This window comes from Arthrobacter sp. Z5-13 (assembly GCF_056499105.1).
Window position 1 is genome coordinate 2,645,752 of the sequence record NZ_CP096460.1, and the last position, 22,132, is coordinate 2,667,883.

16 protein-coding genes are annotated in these 22,132 nt (G+C 60.4%); 7 read left to right on the forward strand and 9 right to left on the reverse strand.

Annotated elements, in window-relative coordinates:
• The first annotated feature begins 18 nt into the window (after window positions 1-18).
• The 5 genes from M1E02_RS12525 to M1E02_RS12545 all read left to right on the forward strand — a co-directional run bounded on the left by M1E02_RS12525 (window position 19) and on the right by M1E02_RS12545 (window position 5,061).
• Window positions 19-1,356, forward strand: a complete 1,338-nt coding sequence (locus M1E02_RS12525; protein ID WP_479374595.1) for an ABC transporter substrate-binding protein — start codon at window positions 19-21, stop codon at window positions 1,354-1,356.
• Between the two features lie 172 nt (window positions 1,357-1,528).
• Window positions 1,529-2,368 carry a carbohydrate ABC transporter permease gene (locus M1E02_RS12530; protein WP_479374596.1) on the forward strand — a complete coding sequence of 280 codons (840 nt, stop codon included), beginning with the start codon at window positions 1,529-1,531 and terminating at the stop codon, window positions 2,366-2,368.
• Window positions 2,365-3,216, forward strand: a complete 852-nt coding sequence (locus tag M1E02_RS12535; RefSeq protein ID WP_479374597.1) for a carbohydrate ABC transporter permease — start codon at window positions 2,365-2,367, stop codon at window positions 3,214-3,216. Before M1E02_RS12530 ends, M1E02_RS12535 begins: the two co-directional genes overlap by 4 nt.
• A 140-nt stretch (window positions 3,217-3,356) precedes the next feature.
• The gene (locus tag M1E02_RS12540; RefSeq protein ID WP_479374598.1) at window positions 3,357-3,854 is read left to right on the forward strand and encodes a LacI family DNA-binding transcriptional regulator; all 498 of its coding nucleotides are present in this window, start codon (window positions 3,357-3,359) and stop codon (window positions 3,852-3,854) included.
• A gap of 271 nt (window positions 3,855-4,125) precedes the next feature.
• The gene (locus tag M1E02_RS12545) at window positions 4,126-5,061 is read left to right on the forward strand and encodes an alpha/beta hydrolase (protein ID WP_479374599.1); all 936 of its coding nucleotides are present in this window, start codon (window positions 4,126-4,128) and stop codon (window positions 5,059-5,061) included.
• 324 nt (window positions 5,062-5,385) lie between these two features.
• On the opposite strand, the gene M1E02_RS12550 is transcribed toward M1E02_RS12545, so the two are convergent.
• The 5 genes from M1E02_RS12550 to M1E02_RS12570 form a co-directional block, all read right to left on the reverse strand.
• Complete coding sequence (locus M1E02_RS12550) at window positions 5,386-5,742, reverse strand: hypothetical protein (RefSeq protein WP_479374600.1); 357 nt, start codon at window positions 5,740-5,742, stop codon at window positions 5,386-5,388.
• A gap of 205 nt (window positions 5,743-5,947) precedes the next feature.
• Window positions 5,948-8,308, reverse strand: a complete 2,361-nt coding sequence (locus M1E02_RS12555) for a N,N-dimethylformamidase beta subunit family domain-containing protein (RefSeq protein WP_479374601.1) — start codon at window positions 8,306-8,308, stop codon at window positions 5,948-5,950.
• A gap of 3 nt (window positions 8,309-8,311) precedes the next feature.
• Entirely contained in the window at window positions 8,312-8,659 is a 348-nt protein-coding gene (locus M1E02_RS12560) for a N,N-dimethylformamidase alpha subunit family protein (protein WP_479374602.1), read from the reverse strand.
• A gap of 366 nt (window positions 8,660-9,025) precedes the next feature.
• On the reverse strand, window positions 9,026-10,432 hold the full coding sequence (locus M1E02_RS12565) for an APC family permease (RefSeq protein WP_479374603.1): 1,407 nt from the start codon (window positions 10,430-10,432) through the stop codon (window positions 9,026-9,028).
• Between the two features lie 129 nt (window positions 10,433-10,561).
• Window positions 10,562-11,089: a hypothetical protein gene (locus M1E02_RS12570; protein WP_479374604.1), complete on the reverse strand. Its 528-nt coding sequence runs from the start codon at window positions 11,087-11,089 to the stop codon at window positions 10,562-10,564.
• Window positions 11,090-12,057: 968 nt separating this feature from the next.
• Between M1E02_RS12570 and M1E02_RS12575 the strand changes: the two genes are divergently transcribed.
• Together M1E02_RS12575 and M1E02_RS12580 are read left to right on the forward strand one after the other, a co-directional pair.
• Window positions 12,058-13,056 carry a LuxR C-terminal-related transcriptional regulator gene (locus M1E02_RS12575; RefSeq protein WP_479374605.1) on the forward strand — a complete coding sequence of 333 codons (999 nt, stop codon included), beginning with the start codon at window positions 12,058-12,060 and terminating at the stop codon, window positions 13,054-13,056.
• A gap of 603 nt (window positions 13,057-13,659) precedes the next feature.
• Window positions 13,660-16,443 carry a glycosyl hydrolase family 95 catalytic domain-containing protein gene (locus tag M1E02_RS12580; RefSeq protein ID WP_479374606.1) on the forward strand — a complete coding sequence of 928 codons (2,784 nt, stop codon included), beginning with the start codon at window positions 13,660-13,662 and terminating at the stop codon, window positions 16,441-16,443.
• Window positions 16,444-16,507: 64 nt separating this feature from the next.
• On the opposite strand, the gene M1E02_RS12585 is transcribed toward M1E02_RS12580, so the two are convergent.
• From M1E02_RS12585 to M1E02_RS12600, 4 genes are all read right to left on the reverse strand, one after another.
• Window positions 16,508-16,672 carry a hypothetical protein gene (locus M1E02_RS12585; RefSeq protein ID WP_479374607.1) on the reverse strand — a complete coding sequence of 55 codons (165 nt, stop codon included), beginning with the start codon at window positions 16,670-16,672 and terminating at the stop codon, window positions 16,508-16,510.
• An 86-nt stretch (window positions 16,673-16,758) separates the two neighbouring features.
• On the reverse strand, window positions 16,759-17,406 hold the full coding sequence (locus tag M1E02_RS12590) for a site-specific integrase (RefSeq protein WP_479374608.1): 648 nt from the start codon (window positions 17,404-17,406) through the stop codon (window positions 16,759-16,761).
• 790 nt (window positions 17,407-18,196) lie between these two features.
• Window positions 18,197-19,825: a GDSL-type esterase/lipase family protein gene (locus M1E02_RS12595; protein WP_479374609.1), complete on the reverse strand. Its 1,629-nt coding sequence runs from the start codon at window positions 19,823-19,825 to the stop codon at window positions 18,197-18,199.
• A gap of 697 nt (window positions 19,826-20,522) precedes the next feature.
• Window positions 20,523-21,944: an RICIN domain-containing protein gene (locus M1E02_RS12600; protein WP_479374610.1), complete on the reverse strand. Its 1,422-nt coding sequence runs from the start codon at window positions 21,942-21,944 to the stop codon at window positions 20,523-20,525.
• Window positions 21,945-22,132 lie beyond the last annotated feature (188 nt).

Below are 22,132 nucleotides of genomic sequence, written 5' to 3' on the forward strand. Positions count from 1 at the left end.
AACCACAAAGGAGTGAAAATGCACCATAACCAGGTTCAGCGGGGAGCACGCAAGCGCGTTCTCTCGATCAGCGCCTTCATAGGCGTCACTGCGCTCGCCCTCGCCGGCTGCACGCCCGGCACCCCAGAAGGAGACGGCGCCGAGAAGAAACTGACTGTGCAAGTCCAGTCGGTCCAGCAGCCTGCCTTCGAGTACGCAGCCGAGATCTTCAAGAAGGAGAACCCCGGGGTGACCGTCGAATTCCAGACGGTGACCGAGCAGCAGAAGGCCACCACCAACTCACAGATCATGGCATCTTCGAATGCTCCGGATATCGGCCTCGTGCCGCTCAACGCTCAGCCCTACTCCGACCTGATGAAGGCCGATGCACTCGTTCCCCTCGATGACCTATGGGCCGACGCTGACCTCGAGTCTCGCTACGGCGACTCAATCGCGGGGGCCCTCAAATGGGACGGCACTCCTTATCTCGCGCTGTTCGATACCACCTTCTACAACGTGGTGTACTACAACAAGGACGCGTTCGCGAAGGCAGGAATCACTGCACCGGCCAACCACCAGATCGCCTCGAACGACGAACTGTACAACATGGTCGGGAAGCTCGACGCCGCGGGATATGACGGCCTCGCCGCCGGAGGGGCAGCCGGGTACCAGCTCGCGTGGCTTCAGGACGCGCAGCTGCAGGCGAACTCGCCCGACGCGCTGAAAGACTACCTCGTGTCGTGGCAGCCGGGAATGGACCCCAAAGAGAAGTACGCCGGCCCCGCGTTCACGGATTCGCTCAAACAGATCAAAGAGTGGAACGACAAGAACGTCTTCCAGGAAGGAATGGTCGGCGCCGCGGGAGACCAGGCACAGGCGTCCTTCACCGCGGGTAACGCCGCTATGTTCCTCGGCGGCGCCTGGATCCCTTCCGTTATCGGCGACGTCGGCTTCAAGTACGACTGGCTCCTGCTCCCCGGCGCAAAAGACCAGCCGACCCTTCCGACGCTGTACGCCGGTGACACGCTGGCGATTCCGAAGACGTCGAAGAACATCGACCTCGCCAAGAAGTTCCTGGCTGTGTACTCTTCCGACGATGTTCAGAAGTTCGCTGCAGAGAACGTAGGGTCCCTTCCCGCCGTCAATACGGTCAAAGCGTCGGACGTTCCCGGTCTCGGGCCCGTGGTGCAGAGCATCGTCGAATACACCAACTCGGTCGGATTCGGCCTCGGCTTGACCGCCACTCTCCCCGGCTCCCTCGGCGGATCGTTCATGGACCCACAGATCCAGCAGCTCCTCAGCGGACAGACCACCGCGGAACAGGTCGGTCAGGCGCAGCAGGACGCGTTCGACAAATATAAGTCCCAGAACAAGTAACCCGAATGTGTGCCGCCCGCAGTGGCGGGCGGCACACGTTCATGTTTTTCAAGAAAGGCGTATGGTGAGTTCACTCGAAACAGTGACAGCAGTCCTTCCCAACGAATCCGGACGCTCACGACAAACTCCACGATCAGCGACACGGCGGGGGACACCCCGTGAAGTATGGTGGATGCTCGCACCCGGCCTGATCATCCTCGCGGTGTTCTTTGGCCTTCCGATTATCGATCTGGTCCGGACTTCTTTCACTCAGTGGCCCGGTATCGGCGAAGCCCGGTACATCGGTATGGACAACTACGTCGCTGCCTTCACAAGCCCCGCTGTGCGTGACGCCCTGTTCCGATCTGTCACTCTCGGCGTCGGAGCCGCGCTCACCCTCTCCGCTATTGCGACCGTTCTTGCCGCGCTGGTGTCCGGGGGCATTCGAGGGAAGGCCTTCTACCGCGTCGTCTGGTTCTTGCCCGCGATTGCGCCGCCGTCGGCCGTTGCAGTCTTCTGGGCGCTGTCCGTGCAGCCCCGGTCGGGTGCCGTAAATGCCTTCTTGGGCGCCATCGGTCTCGGCCGTACACATGCCTGGCTCGCCGATCCTTCCACTGCCATGTACGTCATCATTGCCGTGGCCGTCTGGGCGGGTGTGGGGTTCGCGTTCCTCGTCATTCTCGGTGGGATGGAGGAGGTGCCCGTCTCCGTGTACGAAGCAGCGTCGATCGACGGTGCATCCCGGATCCGACAGTTCTTTTCGATCACGCTGCCGCTCGTGCGTCCGGTGCTTTCCATGATTGTGCTTCTCGAGGTGATCTGGGCTTTCAACGGATTCACCCTGGTGTGGGGAATGACCCTAGGTGGGCCCGGAAACGCGACCACCATCCTGCCGGTGCAGGTCTACAAAGATGCGTTCCTCTTCGCCGACTTCGGCCTTGCCGCCGCTGTCAGCGTCGTCGGTGGTCTCCTTCTTCTCGTTGTCGGCCTCGCCGGACAAGCCCTCGGATCCCGGAAAGGGGTAGACGAATGACCCGCAAAACCCGCGTTCGCGCCAGCACCGTCGTCGGCCACACTGGTGCAATCCTCTGGAGTGTGCTCGCAATCATCCCGTTCGCGCTCATCATTCTGCTGGCGTTCAAATCGAACACGGACATCTACACTGATCCGCTGGGACTCTTCAACGTCAAATGGCATCCGCAGAACTTCGTTGACGCGTGGAAGGGAGCCCCAGGCGGCCAAGGTTTCGCGGTCTATCTGCTGAACTCGGCGATAGTCACAACCGTGGCGATCACAGGTTGCTTGCTCATCGGAGCGTTCACCGCATACTTCGCGACGCTCGCAACGGCCCGGGTGCGGATGATGGTCGTTCGACTGTTCCTGGTGGCGACGACGTTGCCTCTGATCATGCTGTTGATCCCGTACTACACCGCGTTCAACGCCCTCGATCTGCTGGGATCACCATGGGCACTGGGAGTGCTGTACATCGCGCTGTGCCTCCCCACGTGCGTGCTGATCCTGCACAGCTTCTACCTGGGATTCCCCTCGGAGCTCGCGGAGGCTGCAGCAATCGACGGGCTGGGACGAGTCCAGACCTTCGTAAAGATCGTCCTTCCCCTGTCGAAGGGCCCGATTGTCTCGGTGGGCATGATCAATGCCTTCTTCGTCTGGGGTGAAACACAACTGGCGATTGTGCTCCTGCAGGCTCCCGGCAGTCGCACCATCCCCGTTGGTTTGCTCGACTTCAAGGGGCAGTTTGCGAGTAACACCGGAGCGATCTTCGCCGGGCTGACGCTCGCGACGATCCCCCTGATCATCGTCTACCTCGTGTTCAATCGCACCATCACCAAGGGCGTTGCCCTCGGAGGAGTATTCCGATAGCCGCGAGAGCGTGCTTGCGAGTCCATATTCACGTGATCTTGCCGCCGAGCTCGCTGCGGAGAGGGCAGACGGGATGAGGAGCACGCTGGACGCGGCAGACAGAGAGAGTTCGACCGCACTGCATATCTAAGGATGTAGAAATGGCGAAACGTGCATTGATTTACGATGTGGCGGCGGCCGCAGCCGTCTCCGTCTCGACAGTCTCGAACGTAATGAACAGACCCAGCACAGTCGCCGGGCCCACTCGTGAGCGGGTTCTGCTCGTGATTAGCGAACTCGGCTACGAACGCGACGAGAACGCAGCCTTGCTTAGGCTAGGCAAGAAGGTGATCAGGCGCCAGCCCCCGTCGGGGCTGCCGGCCGGTGACCCTGTTCCCAAGCTAACGCCATCGAAGGGGACTGACGTCTCACCAGCGGAGGGAGGGACTCCGGCGCTCTTCAGTCAAGACTGGCGGAAATTTCCGTTGTCAGGAGCCGTCCAGGTCGCTCGTTACGGGCAAGACGTCGGTGTCGGGATCGTGGAAGCGAGCCTGCTCGATGGTTCCGGTGGATGGGTGAGGTTCGACGACGGGCGCGGCCGCCTCCTGTTGATGCAGGAGGACGGCTACTCCTTGTGCAGCAAGAATCAAGCCAAATGAAACCTTTGGGGTGCTCTCCACCTTCGCGTTTGTCCCGCCGCTTATGGTGGGGCTCTTAGGGTGGGCGCGACGCTCCTCAATTTGATCCTCGCGCTGAACCATCGGACTGGACGCTATCTCGGTACATAGATTTAGAAGTGGAGCTATCACGCCAAGACCTGAAGCGTGAGCGGGGAACATACGCTGCGGCACCGCGGACAACCACCACCTGCCAGGTCCCAAACGCAAGGCTCTTTATTTCGAAAACGACAACCTACGAAGGCCGATCACAATGACCGACAGAATCGACGCCCCCGACCCATCCGGGATGCCACCCCTCGCAAGCGTAGTTGAGATGTTGGCGGCCGGGACGTTTGATCTCTCCAACCCGTTTCCAACGGAATACCTCCTCGACAAGTTCCCGGCGTACCGGGACGTGACGCGTACCGATGTGCTGATCCCCGGCGGCCAGGCGGCGCGCGGATACGTTCCCGCAGCAGGAAATCCGGACTCGCTCCTCGTGTGGATACATGGGGGCGCCTTCATCGGCGGCGAGCTCGAGATAGCAGAAGCCAACTGGGCCGGCTACGAGCTCGCGGCACAGGGGATCGCGGTGCTCTCGCTCGAGTACCGCAAAGCACTTGACGGACTGGGCTTCACGGCGCTCTTGGAAGACGTCGAGGCCGGGTGGCGGCACGCTGTGAGCTGGGCAACCGAGATCAAGGCAGACCACGAGCGGATCTTTCTAGGAGGTGCCAGCGCGGGGGCGAGCCTTGCTGCTTCGGTAGCGTTGCGAGGCGACCGGGCGGGCAATAACCGTCCTCGAGGCCTTGTTCTCGCGTATCCGACACTTCATCGAAATCTGCCGCAGTGGGACCCAGGTGCGATCGAAAGCGTCCGACAACGAGCCGGCATGACCTATTTCAGCAGTTCATGGGTTCGCGAGATGGGCGACAATCTCGTGGGAGAGGCGAACGATCCCCTCGACCAGTTTGCGTTCCCAGGGGACATTCAAGGGCCGGACCTGCCGCCGACGCTCATCCTGGCAGCAGAGCACGACTCTCTCAGGTCTTCGGCCGAAGCGTTCAGGGCGACGCTCGACGCAAGCGGTGGCGACGTGTCGTATCTGCTCGCGGATCAGGCTCTGCACGGTTTCCTCTCGGATCCGACATCGGCTGCCGGGCTTCCGTCTCTCGCCCGCGTCGCAGAGTGGATCCGGACTCACTGAGGTGTAGCCGGGTCAACGGATTCCTACCACTGGTCGCCCCATCCCGAGGCAATTGCCGAAAATTGTGCCGTCGCCGTGGCTTGGAAGGACGACGACGACGTAGCAAGGACTGCCGCCGAGAGGATCCGGCAGGAGGCTAAGGCCCGCTACGGCATCGACGTAGACTCGGTCGCCCCAGCCGGCGGTGCACAGCTCGCACAGTCGGAACGCTCAGGCGGGCGACAGCTCGAAGAAAGCGACCCAGGAATCGGATTCCACCGACTCCCGCGCAGCAAGCCTCGAGAACGTGGCGGATGGTGAGGCTGTAGTGCACTCCGACCGTGGTCAGGGCCGCTCACCCTGGATGGTCGTGTCCCACCAGACGTCACTGTCATTGTCGACCCGGGCCTTCTCCATGTACTCGTGAGCTTCCAGTCCGGCACGGACGGACTCATGCTCGAATCCGGTGTCTTCGATTCTGCCGTCCAAGTCTCGTTCTATGGTGATGCCATAAGGGATTTCGCTGCTTAGGTTCACGGTGTACAGGCCAGGTTCATGGCGGGTCACTAGTACCCCTTCCCAGCCGTCCCTTCTTGAGTGGGTGTGGGCCAATCTGACGGCGATGCTGATGCCGTCGTCGATTTCGGTGGTGGTAAGCCCCGTGATGTGGAAATAGCGGTCGGCTTCTATTGTGGTGATCATTGAACTCCCTGGTGGCCATTTGGTAGTCGCCTCTGACGTTGATGCCGGAGGTCCGCGTCACTGTGGGATGGCTGGCAAGCTCAGTCGGGAAAGAAAGATGGACGGTGTCATGCCCACCTGAGGGCGGCCCACTCGAAGAATGGACCGCCCTCCGGCTTCGCTATATTGGCCTGTCGGGGCAGCTGGTTTCTTTCTGATTTGCGATTCAGCTGCCGGCTACTTGAACTGTTTCTGTTTCATTGAGAGTTACTTCAAGTGGCTGGGCTTGACGGAACCGCCTTAGGACGTTTCCTGTCATCTTGGCGATGTTGTTGTCGTAGTTGTTGTGGGAGAGCGACGCTGTGTAGGCGATCGAACCGACTGAGAAGAAGCCGCCGCCTCCTTCCAACGGGCAGTAGACTATGTCTGATCGGACGCCTGGTTGCTCGGTAGCGCCGATGCCGGGAATGGATTCGTACACTTCTTCTGCGGCCAGGAGATAAGCGTCAGAAAGTGGGCCTGACGTTGCAAGGACCAGTGTTCCGGGGGGCGAGCCGAGACCGGGCTGGTAGCAGTCGACTTCGGCGCCGGCGGCACCGCCTCCCATGATTCCGAACTCGCCGATGCGCTCGTCTTCACCGATTCCATCGAAGATGAATTTTGCTTCTGGAGTGTGGCTGTCTTCAAGTCGTTCGTAGTAGGTGCAGCGGTCAAAGCCCTGCGCTGCGAAGCCCACTCCAGCGAGCTTCTGTGGCGGTAGGCCTTTGTTCCTCCAGATGCCAGCGAGTTCCCCGGATGTGGCGTGGCGTTTGTCGCCGTACGGGGACTGGTGGGGGCGCGTGCCTCCGTCGGAGCGTCGGAGTTCCATCAAGTGTGGCTGGTCAGGGTCGAAGGAGACGGTGGCATAGAAACCGTTGCCGCCCAAATACATCAGCCTTCCGCCGTTGGAGGTGAATTCCTCCAGTGCGGTGAGTTCGTTACGTGTGACGTATTCGGGGTGGCTGCCTGTGATGACTACCCGGTAGTCGCTGAGAAGGTTGTAGCCTTCGCGGTCGAGGTCTTCATCAGTGATTGCGTCGTAGTCGCAATTCTCGGTTTCGAGCCAGTGAACGATGCACAGGTCTGCGGGCAGCCCCCATACGCCTTCGGCTTGGAACCACGCCCGATGTTTGGGCTGGAGGGTAAGGATGGGTTTGCGGACGCTGCCGAAGACAACTCCGGAGCCGTCGTTGTGGATTTCATAGCAGGAGCGGCCGAATTCGGGATGGTCCTGGAGGGTGAGGTCTTCGCGGTCCAGGATGGGCGTCCGGCTCACGATGATCTCTGCGCCGTCGGCCTCGAAGGCAATGCGGTCGTTGGCGTAGGCCAGATACGTCGCTGTGGAGAACAGCACGGCGACATCGTTTTTCTTTTCGCCTGCCCGGACGAAGAAGGGAAGGTACTGTTCTGCGCCCTCGGCGGTGAGTTTGGCAGCGTATACGCCGCTTGGCAGATTGTGGGGCACGCCGAGTGTGAATGCTGTTGGCCAGCCGGCGTCGGTGATGTCGTCGTCGTGGAAGTGGATTGCGTCGTATTCATCGGGGACAAGCCGGAAGTCGTCCACAAGCCCAGTGAAGGAGTGTCCTGCGACGGCTCGGGTTGGTGCGTTGTGGCACGTTCCGTGGAGCTGGTTTGGCGATTCATCGATGACGTCCCACAGGAGCAGTCCGTCGTCACGGCGGCTGCGTCCAAAGTGCCAGTCAGCAATGGTCTCGGTTCTGGTGGGCGTGCGTCGTTGAATGGAGACGCCGCCGATCTTGCCGTTGAAGCCGTTTGCTGCGAGCCATCGATCCCCGTCCCGACGCGCTCCGGCGCCGAGACGGAATGGGGCTTCGGGTGCCGCGGCTGCCGGCGTGCCGTCTGCGACCTTGTCTTCTGATTCCAGGGCCAGTGCTTGGTCGGTGTACCGGTTCATGATGTTGGACAGCGGTTCCTGAGTCAGATGGATCTGACCAGCTGCGGTGTTCACCTCGACCCGAAGGGTGTACCAGTGGTGGCCTTCCAAGGGGCTCTCGAGAGCCACTGCCTTCACCGTGCCCTGTTGGCTCCAGAGGAAGGTGGGCCGGCCGGCGTCCAGGACAAGTGCGTAGCCACTGGAAGATCCTTCGTCCCAGTTGCCCAGGACGACCTGACGATCACTTCCTCCCCCGAATGAGTTCTGAGTGACGTGGTAGGCGCCGTAATTGCCTGATCGGGAGCTCAAGGGCAACGTGGGGTACACGTTGGCTTTGATGACCAATCCGTTCGGGTCTGTCATCAGCGAGGATGGGTCTGGCACCTCGACGTAGGATCCGGGCTGGCAAGCGTACTGCGTGCCCGGCTTTTGACCATCGAATTCTGATGCAACCGGAGTTTCCAGGAAGCCTGGTCCGGCTTCCCCGGTGAAGCCGTGCCGTAGGCGGACAAGTGAGGCTTGGTATGTGGAGGGTCCCTCGCAGCTGACGTGGAAGGAGATGCTTTCACCTGGGCGGGCGGCAAAACGGTCGGTGTATCCGAAGATTTTCGGTTCGACGCGGATCTCGGATGCGGGTGCGGCTTCGGCAGTCATGGTTCAGCTCTCCAAAAAGTTCTTGCGACGCAGCGCGAACACTCCGCGCAGCGCGTTTTCATAGGTGTAGAAGGTTGAGGGCAGGAGAACCAAGTTTCCGGGTGCTCCTACTGTGATCCTGCCGATCCCCCACGGCCCGTTGGGCCCGAGGTTCAGGATGATCTCTTTTCCGTTGACCGAGGCGTTGCCCAGGGCCCGCACGACGCGTGCGGTCTTGTCGTCATGAGGTCCCAGCGGGGAGCGGTCGTACGCCGCTGATACTTCATCGGTGAAGTCGCGGCGAAGTCGGGAGGAGAACCGCTGTTCAAAAATGCTCATAAGTTCGGATGAGCGGTCCGCGCTAGTGCGCATCAGTTCGCTCCCTTTCGACAACAATTTGCTTGGCCACTTGGTGGACTGGTCCGCGGAGTCAAGGGAGGTTCTCGCTTTCATTCTGAGGTGGGATTGCTGTGGAGCGACCAGGTCAGGGGAACTCCCCTTTCACCAGCGCTGCAGCCTTGTGTTTTCTAGGTAACTTCAACGTTATGGCGGCGCTGACAGGAAAAGTATCGGTAGTTTTGCGTAGTCCCAGGACTGCTTTTCAAGGGTGGAGCCAGTTCCTGTCGGGGACTTTTGGGTCAAGAAGCTTCCTGACACGTCACGAAGGCTCCGGGCGCTGCCAAAGTGGCAGGCCCGGTGCCTTCGCCCCGCCGGAAACGGGAGATGTTGTCTTCCGGTCTAGACGACGTCTTCGGTTTCGAGGGTACGGCCGGTGCGCTTCAGAATGAGCGCGACGATCGTTCCTATGACCAGCCAGGAGATGCCAATGATTTTGGCCAGAAGGTTGGTGCTGTAGAGGGCGTATCCAAGCACGGCAATCCCAAGGATGGGCGAGATCCAGTGCATGAAGTACTTCCTGCTGGACCGGCGAATTCCAAAGTGAATGATGACGCTGATGTGCAGGAGGATGTAGGCGGTCAGGGCGCCGAAGGTGACCATCGTAACGATGAGTTCGATCTGTCCTACGGCCAGGACACCAATGACGGCGGTGAGGATGGTCACGACGATCATGGCCGTGGCGGGAACCTGGTGTTTCTGGCTCACGACGGCCAGGCGTCGGGGCAGCTGCCCGTCGCGGGCCATGGCGAAGAGCATTTTTGAGGTTGTGGCGTGGGAAACCAGCACGTTGGCAAAGAGCGCTATCAGGGCTGTGATGAGGGTGAAGACGATTTTGAACCATGGCGCAATCACGATTTCGCTGATGTGGTAAAACGCGTTGTTCACGGCGTCACCGTCGGCGAATGGTTCATTGCTCGGGACAAACAGAGCAGCGAAGTAGACCTGCGCGACAAACATCGCGATGACTAGCCAGAGCACGATCATGGTCGCCTTGGAGACCGCTTTTCCGCCACCCTTGGCTTCTTCGTTGAGCGTCGAGATCGCATCAAAGCCGATGTAGCTAAGGGCAGCGACCGGGATGGCCGTGAATACGAGCTCCCAGGAGAAGAATTCAGGCTGATAGAAGGGTGCGAGGCTGAACTCCGCCCGCCCCTGGGTGATGGCTAGGAGTGCTCCGCCGACGAACACGACGAGCGCTGCTCCTTGAATGATCAAAAAGATCATGTTCATCCGTGCGGTGACGACGATTCCGCGGAGATTGATGAAGGCCACCACGGCGATAAAGCCGATGACCCAGATCCAGCCAGGAATTTCAGGCATGAGTGCTCCCATGGCGGATGCCGCGAGGATGCATAGCAGCGCCGGCAGGAGGAGGTAGTCAAGGAGGATGGCCCATCCAGAAAGGAAGCCAACGAATTTGCTGGTACCCAAGCGGACGTAGGAGTATACGGACCCTGCCACGGGATACTCCTTGGCCATCTCCTTATAGCTGACGGCGCTGAAGAACATTGCAATACCGGCGACCAAATAAACCAACGCGGCCATGCCATGGGAGAAGTTGAAGATGGTACCGAAAACGGCCACGGGGGCCAGCGGCACCATAAAGATGAGCCCGTAGACAACAACGTCCGTTAGGGTCATGGTGCGATTGAGCTCTTGCTTGTAGCCAAGAGCATCTAGTTTTTGCTGTTCGACGTCGTTGATGCCGGCGTCGCTAGCCGGGGTAGCGTGACTGTCAGTTTTCATGGGCTATCTGTGCCTCTCGGAAGAAATCCTAGCCGTAAATTCGGCCACCGGATTCTGTTCTGTAGATGGATCGTTGGTACGAGCGATCGATGGGCGCTCTGTGTTGTGATGCGGCCTCGTGGGCGGAGATTAGTGGGACACGGGCTGTGTTTGCTGCAGGGGGTCACCTGGTTCCGTTGCGGTTGAGACGACAAAGGGAATGAATTCCTCGACGTTTGAGGCCCGTAGTCGCACGGCATAGAACCCTGCCGGCAGTGTTCGAGGGACAGGGAGAACGATCTGCGATTTCCATCTCTCAGGATCGGGCCGTCTTTCGACCAGGCGGGTGGCGCCGAAGCTCTCCGGCGATGTCCCAACGTCTCCGGCTACGCTGCCGCGGTGTCCAGGAACTGCCCTCAGTGGGGCATTGACGCAGAGGGCGTCAAAGGCTCCAACAACATCCGGAACCTCGTCAGTGTGGAGTCCGTCCTCGGAAAGTCCTTGCGAGAAATCCCATGCTGCAAGTAAGGCAGGGGCGCTTAGTCGCCGCGCGTGTAGTCCCCGCAGCTCAGTTGCCGGCGTGGACTTTCCAATCACGTAAGGTGACTCGATGGTTCCTCTGAAGGACTCTTCTGCGGCCGTCCATGACGAGACATATTTGGCACTGGTGCCCAGCATTATGGGGACCGCAGGCAACCGCGAGAGTCTGAGATGACCTGTTATTGTCCGGCTTCCGCGAGGCTCCTCAGGGGTTGAGGAGCTGCATGGCCCCAGGAATAGAGTGCCAATCCTAGTTGTGAGGTCATACGACGCGGCGATTTCGTACCAGCTACCAGGGTGCAGGGGCTGAGGAAGTGTGATTTCCAACTTGGCGTGCCCGTCCCCGACCAGAAGCGTCAGTCGTTGGTCCTGAAGGAATATCCCAATGCCGCTGCTATTGGCCATATCCCAGGCAGTCACAACACCCTGAAATGAGGCCTCTGGCTTCTCTGTTCGGATCAACGCTCCCAAGGTGACACCGGGCGCTCCATTGAGCGCAGCTTCGCTGCCTGGGACTTCCAGAAACGGGCGGAGACACGTTGCATGGACCCTGCGCTCAGTGAGCGTGTCGATACGACTGGTCACAGGCATTGCTTCTATGAGCGGAGTGGCTGCTTCCCTGCGGTACTTTTTGACCCGCAACAGCTGAGTCTGAAAGCTGGATGTTCCACGACACAGGATTGTGAAGCAGATGTCCTCGAGTGGCCTGACATTGAAGCGGTCTGCCTCGCCATGGATCTCAAGGGCGGACATTAGTTTGTTCCCTAGTGCCGGCTCCGTCGTCGGCATCGCTTCTGCCGTTGCAGCGGGCTGACCGCGTTGCCCTGCCAGCGGGGCACTTCAGCCCACACTTTGTGTGGGGTTCAAGAAGTTGTGGCTCATTGCTTGTCACTTTGTGCTCTTTCACGACTCAGGTGACGCTCATCACTCCGTGTAACCAAGCCTAGGAATACAGAGGTCATGGCGAAATCGGTATTTGTACGTACGCGGTGACGAAACGAAGTTGCTCTGGCCTGCCTTAGATTCCGGCCAGGTCCGATTTGGCGAGAGGGCCGTATAATTAGCGCGTACCCGGAGGACAGGATCCTCCTGTCTTGGAGGCCTTCATGGTCAGCGGAAAGTCCCATATTCTGCTTAAGGCAGCTTTTGCTGCCGGCGCAGCCCAATACCAGCGCGACGGCGCCGACGAGATCCTGCACGTCCTCGCCGACGGAACCAGGCATGACGCCGCCGCCCTGATTTTCTGGAACCGTGCATTGTCCAAACACGACGTGCTGGCCAACGATGGCTACCAGCCAGAAACCCTAACCGCGCTGGGTGACCCATACGCTTCAACCAAAGCCCATCGAAGGCTGCTTAAGCTGCAACAACCGTTACGCATCGATGATCTGAAGTACGACTACCGTGCAACGCAGCTGTACCAAACGGCGCTGGCGCCCGCAGGCTTCGCGGATGGCATGAGTACCTGCCTCATCTCCGACGACGGCCAGTACGCTGGAATGCTCCACCTTTCCGCCGCTCACTTTCGCAACTTCGATGATGATGCCCGTGACCTGGTCGGCGCACTCTCCCCGATAGTCGCTGAGCTATGCCGAAGGCAATCTTCCGGCTACCCAATTCTGCGACTCCGCGAAGACTGTAGAGCAGCACTCTTTGATGGACAGGATGCGCCCAGGACCGTCATTTCCCGGGAGATGAGCGGCGTCGTATTTGAGCCCTATTTCAAAGACTTCATCTCGCGCTTTCTGGCCGGGGCGGCGGCCTCCGTATCCGGGCTTTGGACCTCCGAGAACGGGACGGTAGCACTGGAGATCACCCGAACTGCCGGGGTTTCATCGGGCCGTGGGGACGTCGCCTTGATCGTTGAGACTCCAATGGAGCTTCCGTTCGGCCTGACCGCACGTGAAGCCGAGGTCACCGATCGGATTGCATGGGGCCGCTCAAACCAGCAGATCGCATCTGAGCTGGGGATTTCCATCCGCACCGTAACAACTCATGTGGAGAACATTCTCGTAAAGATGGCTCAGGAATCACGATCGGGTGTTGCTGCGGTGGCCATCAGCGCGGGCCTTCGGAGACTCGACACTCACGGAACGCACCTCTGAGGATAATCCGCTCCCTTACCGGATGGGATTAGGTCCGACTGACCTGCCCTACTTCACCGCGCCCATTCCGGGCCAGTGGTTTATCGCCTGAGGGCTCTAACCGGACACCGCTCCGTTCACTGCCCAGATGGCCTTTCGCTCGCTGTTCCTACTCCAGCTCAATTCACCACTTTGCGTCATGAGGACTGGTCCCTGCGTATCCATGAACAGCCAAAGCATCACAGCTGTTTGTCATTCTGATACTCGACGATCGCTGGGCGAGGAAAATCGTCGGATGAATCATGCCTGGTGGAGTTCCTTCTGCGCTTAATAACGGCAATCGCCAAAGTGTTGACATCTACACATCCGATGTCTACAGTGGGCGAATCGAACCAAAGGACACCGCCGGTTGCGGAAAACAGCCTTCGACTTGAGCGATCTGCTAAGCGATAGTCCCCAGCCACATGCCCTCGGCGATCGTTTCATCCCTGCCCAAGCTCCACTCGCGGTGCCCGCCGCGCCGCTTGTCCGTAAGTGAGTCGGTATTCCTAAGTGGCGCCTGCGCGGATACCGCATTGCCCGGGGTCAAAGGTGACCTACGCCCGGTAAAGAAAGAGAGTATTCATGTCCACAACATTCATGCGCCAAAGGACAATGCGAGCCCTAGCCGTAACTGTCGCGGCGATCATCCTGGGAACGTCTTCCGGTCTCGTCGCTTCCGTAGCGCCCGCCGAGGCCGCGCCCACCTTTACTGGGGCAGCCGCCGCCCCGGCAAATAAGTTGGCCCTGTGGTATCGCCAGCCAGCAACGAACTGGATGACGTCCGCGCTACCCATCGGCAACGGCCGACTCGGGGCGATGGTCTTCGGTGGGGTTGAAAGTGAGCATCTCCAATTCAACGAGAGTTCGCTGTGGACGGGCAATGAGAGTTCTCTCGGCAACTATCAGAATTTTGGGGATCTGCACGTCGATATTCCGAGTGCAGCATCCGCCACAGTAAGCAACTACCGACGCGAGCTGGATCTCGAAGACGGAGTTGCGCGGGTCCAATATCAAATTGGCGCCACAACTTATAATCGCGAGTACTTCTCAAGTTTCCCCGATAGCGTGCTCGTTAGTCGCTTCACATCCAACGAAGCCAACAAGATCTCTTTGACGGTTCGCGTGGATGACGCGCATGCCGGGACGAAGGTCGTTTCCGGCAACAACATCACGATCCGAGGCACTCTTACCCTGCTCGGCTACGAAGCGCAGGTCGTGGTGAAGAACGAGGGGGGTACCGTCACTTCAAATGGCACCAGCGTCACGGTGAACGCTGCGAACGCTGTGACGATCCTTCTTGCTGGTGGCACGGATTTCGATCCCACCGTCGGGAACTACAAGGGCGCCAGCCCATCGTCCAAAGTGTCGAATTGGATCAACGCGGCTGGCAGCAAAAATTTTGCAACACTCCTGACCAACCACCTGAACGACTACCGGGCCCTGTTCTCTCGAGTTTCACTGAACTTGAACGACGCAAAGCCCACAATGCCGACCGATCAACTCCTTCAGAACTATAACGCGGGTTCGAAAGACCCTGCCTTGGAAAACCTTCATTTCCAATACGGTCGTTACCTAACAATCGCGTCGTCCCGCAATTTTCTGCCTTCCAATCTGCAGGGAATTTGGAACAACAACAACACGCCGCCCTGGCAGTCCGACTATCACACCGACGTGAACTTGCAGATGAACTACTGGCCAACCGACCTCACCAATCTAAGCGAGTCGTTCGCACCGCTCACGGAATTCATGTACCAGCAGGCAATGGTCAACAACGTCTGGTCGGATCGTGCGACCGCTGAGGGCAATGCCGGAATCACCATGGCCACGCAGATGAACCCCTTCGGCTATTCCAACTGGGAAAGCAACCCGGAAGGAATCGCTTGGCTTCTGCTAAATCTTTGGGATCACTATCAATTCACCCAGGATCAGGCCTACCTCTCGACTCGCCTATACCCAATTATGAAAAAGGCAAGCGACTACTGGCTGACGGAGCTCATCACGGACACCGACGGAACGCTGGTTGCCCCCGAAGGATGGTCCCCCGAGCAGGGAAACCCCTATCGAGAGCGAGGCACAACCTACAGCCAGCAACTTATTTGGATGCTCTTCGATAACACTATCCAGGCAAGTACGGCTCTGGGCGTCGATTCGAGCTACCGCGCCAACCTCCAGACCAAGCTCAACCAGCTGGATCCGGGGCTTCGAGTAGGCTCATTCGGCCAGCTGCGCGAGTGGAAGTATCAGCAGGATGTGCAGGGAAACGAGCACCGACACCTCTCGCACCTCATTGGTTTGTACCCCGGGGACACAGTTTCGCCATACCTCAGCACCCCCATCTCCAACGCAGCTCGCGTAGCACTGGACAGCAGGTCCGACAACGGCACCGGCTGGTCCACTGCTTGGAAGATCAACGCCAGAGCCCGACTGCTCGATGGGGATCGAGCAAAGTCCCTCATTGAGCATGCACTGCACCTAACGACCACCACGACTATCGACATGTCCGGCTCAACGGGCGGGGTCTATGAGAACCTTCTTGACGCGCACCCCCCGTTCCAGGTTGATGGCAATTTCGGATTCACCTCTGGAGTTGCGGAATTGCTGCTGCAGAGTCAGCGCAACAACATTGACCTACTCCCGGCCTTGCCAGGCGCATGGGCACAAGGAAGCTTCACGGGACTCAAGGCTCGGGGCAACTTTACGGTCGACGCTTCATGGGCAAACGGACGTCTAACCAATGCGGTGATCAACTCGCAGAGCGGCAAGCCGGCTACACTGCAGAACAGCAGTTTGGCTTCTGATTCGTATACGTTGACGAACGCCTCGACCGGGGCAGCAGTCGAAAATACGCGTTCCGGTAGCACCATATCGTTTGCAACCAATGCGGGAACTTCGTACCGGCTAACCGTAACCCCCGCACCGACGGGGCCCGTGAGTGGGATGACCTACAACGTCATGACACGGCACAGCAACATGGCCCTCGAAGTGGCCGGAGGATCCACCTCCAACGGCGCCGCCATCGTCCAGTGGCCTGTGGACGCAGGGACCAACAAACGTTGGAAGCTCACGTCGACTAGCAGCGGCTTCTACAGGCTCGAAGCGCAGAATAGCAACAAGGCGCTCAACGTCTCTGGCGCGTCGAGTGAGAACGGAGCGTCCATAATCCAGTGGCCGTACTCGGCGGACGCCACTTACAACGACGAGTGGCGTTTAGTCGACATGGGCGGTGGCTATTATCAACTGGTGAACCGGCGGAGCGGCAAGGCGCTTGATATGCCAGGAGCGAATACCACAGCCGGCACCCAGTTCATGCAGTACACCGCCGGAAGCTCCGCAAACCAGCAATTCAAATTCGTCCTGGTGCAATGAGTAAATCCTAAGAAGATCGCGTTTTGTGATTCGGTGACATGCCGCGTCTCCTGCCTGATGGCGTCTACATCGCTACAGGGTTGAGGCGCGGCTGTCTGCGTTCCTCACGGCCCACCTTGCCAACGCCCCACCACAGGTCGCGGACGTACAGCTCATCCTTGCGGGGGAAGCGAACGCTTTGTTCGCGATGCTTCTCCTTCGCCAAGATCGGATCAAAGGCGATATGCACGTCGGGGTAGATAGTCGCTCTGTACGCGTCCCGGTCTGTTTGCGGTGCTCCGCCCGGATCCTCACCGGCATTTCGCCGATTGCCTGTCAGCGAACGAACCCAGAAATCGAGCGCTCCGTCGCATCCGCCCTAGCTTGCAGGGCCTCCGGCATCAGGTGTCCATACACCTGCTCGGTGGTCCGGGTAGAAGTATGAGCCAAACGTCTCGAGATGGTGAACAGTGGAACGCCGTCCTGGATCAGCCAGGAGGCATGCGTGTGTCGCAGATCGTGGATTCGGGGTTTTTCTGGAGCCCATTCGCTTGGGCTGTGCGAACCGCTGGGACCCAGTAGTGATGCCGATACAGCTTGTGAATAAATGCGCTCTCCCTTAGGAGTGGTGAACACAAGCTCTTTGCCTGGGCGACTGGCAACAAGGGGGATCAGCAGCTCAACAAGTGCTGGATTCAGACCGATAGTCCTTTTGCCGGCGCCTGTCTTCGTTGCGCCTATGTAGTACTGATTCTGGCCATCGCGCTCCCATGCCTTGTTTATCCGCGCAGTGGGAGGCTTTGCGAGCAGATCCACATCAGCGACGGTCAGAGCAGTCGCCTCACCAAACGGAGTGCCCGTCATAACGAGGAAGCTTGTGAAAGCCTTGTACCGCTCCCCCATACCTTCCATGATCAGGCTGAACTCCCTGTGAGTCAGGAACATGGCTTCGTCTTCAGCTTTCTCAACCGACGGAAGCTGCACGCCGCGGCAAGGATTCCGTGGAACATAGCCGAGCACTTCGGCGTGTTCATAGTCGCCGAGATCAGTCCATGCACGTTATGGATCGTCTTTACCGAACGGCCCTTTACGCTCATCGTCACTTCACCCAATGTGCGATGTCACGATAGTCGAGCTTGTCCACCGGGACATGACCGATGACGTTCCGAATATGAAGATCCAGCATCACCTGATAGGTCCGCGTGGTTCCACGTTGAAGGGCGGATCAGCAAGTCAATGTGTTCCTGATGCAGCGCGGGCGCGGCGCAGGATGGCTCGCAGCGACGACCGGCCCCAACGGCGTCGAACACCTGCTGCACTGCGTCACGCACGACCCACGATGGGATACCCAGGTCGAATGGCGCAGCGACTACCTCGCCACGCTCGCGCTGCGCCTCGACGTAGATCCTGCCGTGATCGCCAAGGTCGCCCGGGCCTCAGACGAGGACGACTACCCGCCACGCGGCGTCTTGAAAAAGGTGAGTCGTCGTGGTTCGGCCAGTGCCCCGGACGCCATCGCATCGCTGCCTGCGCCCGACGACGACCCACCGCCCACAGTGGCCGACCGGCCACCGTGCCCGCCAATGGAAGCGATATGCTCGACCACATCCATGGGCGTCCGTGCTCCTGGATGTGTTCGGTCGTCCTGCCCCACCTGATCGTCTGCGGCAGCAGCTGCCCGCAGGCGCACGGATGACGGGCCGTTCCGTCCGGTGCCCCGTACGCGGAGAGGGGGCGCCGAACGGAACTACGCCGTCCGGGAGATGGGCACCGCTCAGGAGGTGAGCAGCGCGAGGTCCACGGCGTTGGCGATGGCCTGCATGCCGGCGCTGTTGGGGTGCAGATGGTCGCCGCTGTCGTACGCGGGGAGGAGTCGCGCCGGGTTGGCCGGGTCCTGGAGCGCCGCGTCGAAGTCGATGACCGCGTCGAAGGCGCCGCTGGTGCGGATCCACTGGTTGACCTGGGCGCGGAGGGCGGCCTTGTCAGTGGTCTGCGAGGAGTGCGGCAGGATCGTCCCGCCGATGATCCGGACACCGGCCGTGTGTGCCTGGTTGATCATGGTCTGGTAGCCGGCGATGATCTGGTCGGCGGTGGCGCCGGTGTTGATGTCGTTGATGCCCTCCAGCACGATGGCGTTCTTCACGCCCGGCTGGGTCAGGACGTCGTGGGAGAACCGGGTCATGGCCGCGATGCCCTGCGCCCCCGTGCTGTCGGTGACCACGCGGTTGCCGCCGATGCCCGCGTTGACCACGCCAAGGCGCTGGCCGCCGGACTGGGCCTGGAGCCGCCGGGCGAGGTAGTCGGGCCAGCGGTGGTTGGCGTTGGCGGTGGCGCTGGAGCCGTCGGTGATGGAGTCGCCGATTGCCACGACGGTTCCCTTGGCCGTGGGTGACACGACATCGAGTCCGGCGACGTAGAACCAGCGGGCCGTGGTGGAGGTGAAGTTCGTCGCGGCCGCCTCGGCCGCGTGGTTGCCGGTGCCCGCGGCGGACAGGTACGAGGTCTGGTGGGCGTCCCAGTGGTAGGTCGAGGCGCCGGTGGTGCCCGGGAGATAGACGCTCACCAGCAGGTTCTGCTCCGCGACGACCTGCATCGGGATGACGTCGCTGGTCATTTCCTGCCCCGCGGGGATGGTCGGCGTGGCCGACCGGCCGAAGGTGACGGTGTGCGTGGTGCCCGCGACCGCGGTGGCGCCGCTGGACTGGACCGCCACCGTGACGGCACCGACCGAGAGCGCGGTCGTGCTGCGCAGGTTGGACAGCCGGATGCGCAGCCCCGCGCCGGAGGTGTTGTTGTGGACGACCATCCGGATGGTCTGCGAGGTGAAGGTCTGGCCGCCCCTGACCATGGCCGGGCCCCAGGTCGCCGAGCGCGGGCGCTCGGTCAGGCTCCACTGCTGGTTGGCCGTGTTCCCGCAGGTGTACTGGATGAGCGCGCGGTCCTCCGCGGTGGAGTTGCCGGAGACGTCCAGGCACAGGCCGCTGTGGGCGGAGACGATCGCCGAGCCGCTGAAGGTCCAGCGCTGGTTGTTGGCGCCGGTGCAGGTCCACTGGATGATCGCGGCCCCCGGGTTCGTGGAGCCGGTGTGGACGTCCATGCACTTGCCGCTGTTGATGTTGACCAGCGAGAAGGTGCCGTCGCCGTGGTCGACCGCCTCCCACAGCTGGCCGGGGCCGCCGGAGGCGGTCTTCTGCGCGACCGCCGCTGCGTTGGCCAGGGAGTCCGACAGCACGGCGGCGTTCTTGCCGCTGTGCGCCGCTGTCAGCGCGTAGACGTGGCCGCCCTGCGGCGCGCCCGCGGCCGAGGCGTCTGCCGCCGGGACGAGGGCGAGTCCGACAGCGGCCAGACAGGTGGCGGATGCCGTGGCCGTGAGTCTGGCGGCGAGTCTTCGGGAGGTGTGCATGTGCGGCCCTTCTTTCTGGGTGGGACGTGCGCGTCTTCTTCGTGGAGACGTGCGGGTCGAGGGGGCTGGGGTGCTCAGGAGGTGACGCTCCGCAGCGTGAACTGCTGGTTGAGTTGGCTTCCCCAGGGCTACTGGATCAGCGCGGCCCCGTCGGCGGTGGCCGAGTTGGCGATCCAGGAGCCGGCGAAGCAGACGGTGGCGCCGGTCATGTCGCCGAGTGCGGGAAGCCGTGCCCGGCACAAGCGTTACGGCGCGCTGGGCAGCAGGTCTTCCGTTCGATACAGGGCCACCCGACGCACGGCGAAGCCCTCCGTGGGTGACCTCCATGCCGACGAGCGCCTTCGGCGGGTGACGGTTCTGTCAAAATCTTCTCCTGGCAGTTCCCAGGACAGCCCACGCTGCCATGACAGGCTTTGCACACAGCTGTGTGTTCAGCGGAGCAACATCGCCCGCCCCTGTTTGGTGGCCCCAAAGGACTGCTGGCGGCCGCCGACGAGAGAGCAGCGCACTCCCGTAAAGCACCCATCGAAGAATGGCCGCTGGCGGCATTGAACTTGCCAGCGCCTCTTCAATCACAGCGCGGACCATACGTCCGCTATGGGCGGCGAACAGGTGGCCACCCTCAAGCCGAAGCCAAGCTTCGAGTGAGTGACCCCGTGCGGGCAGCCCATCATTGGTCAGCTCAGGTCCTTATGTGTTAGGAGCGTGTCCATTGCTGGTTGTTGCCCCCATTGCATGTCCACTGCATGATGTTGGCGCCGTTGGCCGTTGAGCTGTCAGTGACGTCGGCACACTTGTTGCTGTGTCGTGCGCGCAGCTGGAAGTAGTTGCCGACCGGTTCCAGTTTCCATTGCTGGTGCAGTGAATTGCTGCCCCCGCAGGCCCATTGGTTGATGTTTGCCCCGTCGCTCTGGGAGTTCGAGTTCACCTCAAGGCATTTTCCGCTGTTACGGTTGACGATCCTGAAGTAGCCCTCGCCAGCGTCCTGGAAGTCCCATTGCTGGTTGTTTCCTCCATTCCATGTGTATTGGGCGACGTTGTCACCATCGGCTGTGGACTTGTTCAGTACATCTGCGACGAGGCCGCTGTTGCGGTTGGTGATCCTCTGAAAGGTGTTGTTGCCGGTTACAGTGCCCGTTGCGGTGTCGACGGTGATTTGGCTGGAGTAGATCATGCTTAGCGTGGTATTTGTCGGGAACGCCAGCGGAAGCCAGACGTACTGTGATTCGTTTACGGGCCTTTTCCAGGCGCCCGCCCATCGGTCGCCCATGTACAAATAACTGGTGGTGCTGGTGCCTTGGATTGGCAGAACATACGTGGGCTGGGAACCGAAGGTTGTGCTGTCGGCCACAGGTGACATAGCTGTCCAGGGTCCTGCGATGTTGGTGGCAGTTGCGTACTTTGCCGGGTTGGGGTTCCAACCGGTGGTGCCGGAGGTCAGCATGAAGTAGACACCGTTACGTTTGAACAGTACAGGCGATTCGCGGCTCTGCCCTGGCCATGGGTTGGCTACCAGGCTACTGATACCCAGGTAATCCGATGTCAGCTTGTAGATGTGCATATCGGCGTTGTTGTTCGCCGCCGAATACATGTAGCCATCTCCGTTTTCGGTGAACAGGCCGATGTCGCGTGACATATTGCCCAGCGGGCGGAAGCTCCCGTGGTAGGTGTATGCCCCGTCAATCGTGGCTGATGAAGCTACTGCGGTGCGGGCTTCGTTGTAGTCCGTGGCGTTTTCCTTGTGCATCCACATGACGAAGCGGTTGGTCGCGGCGTTGTAGATGACCTTTGGACGCTCTATGTTTGCCGAATTGAGTTCAGGTGCGGATGCCTGGGTCAGTGGGTTACCCCGGAATTCCCAGTCAATGAGGTTGGTGGAGCGGTAGACGGAGACGTACCGGAAGTCATTGTCGGCGTTGCGGTTCTCACCGAACCAGTAATAGTAGATGCCGACCTTAATCACGCCACCACCGTGGGCATCGACCGATCCTCCGAGGTTGTCCAGAGGATCGAAAGGGTTGGTGATCGTGGCCGGGGCAGCCATCGCAGGCGCAGGCAATATCACCATGACAGCCGCAGCCATGAAAAGCGCTATGAGTAGTGAGACTATGCGTTTCAAATTTCTCCTCTTTGAAAAATCGACGTGATGGATATCGGCAGAAGGATCCTCTGCGGGCCGCTGCCAGTGCGGGACGGGCATTAAGGGTGGTACTTGTGAGTCCTTGTACGCCGGCCCTGGCTGTTGGACGTCCTGTGGGTTTTAGATTTGGACTCCGTTCTTTTGGGGGTGGTCCCGCTGGCGCTGAG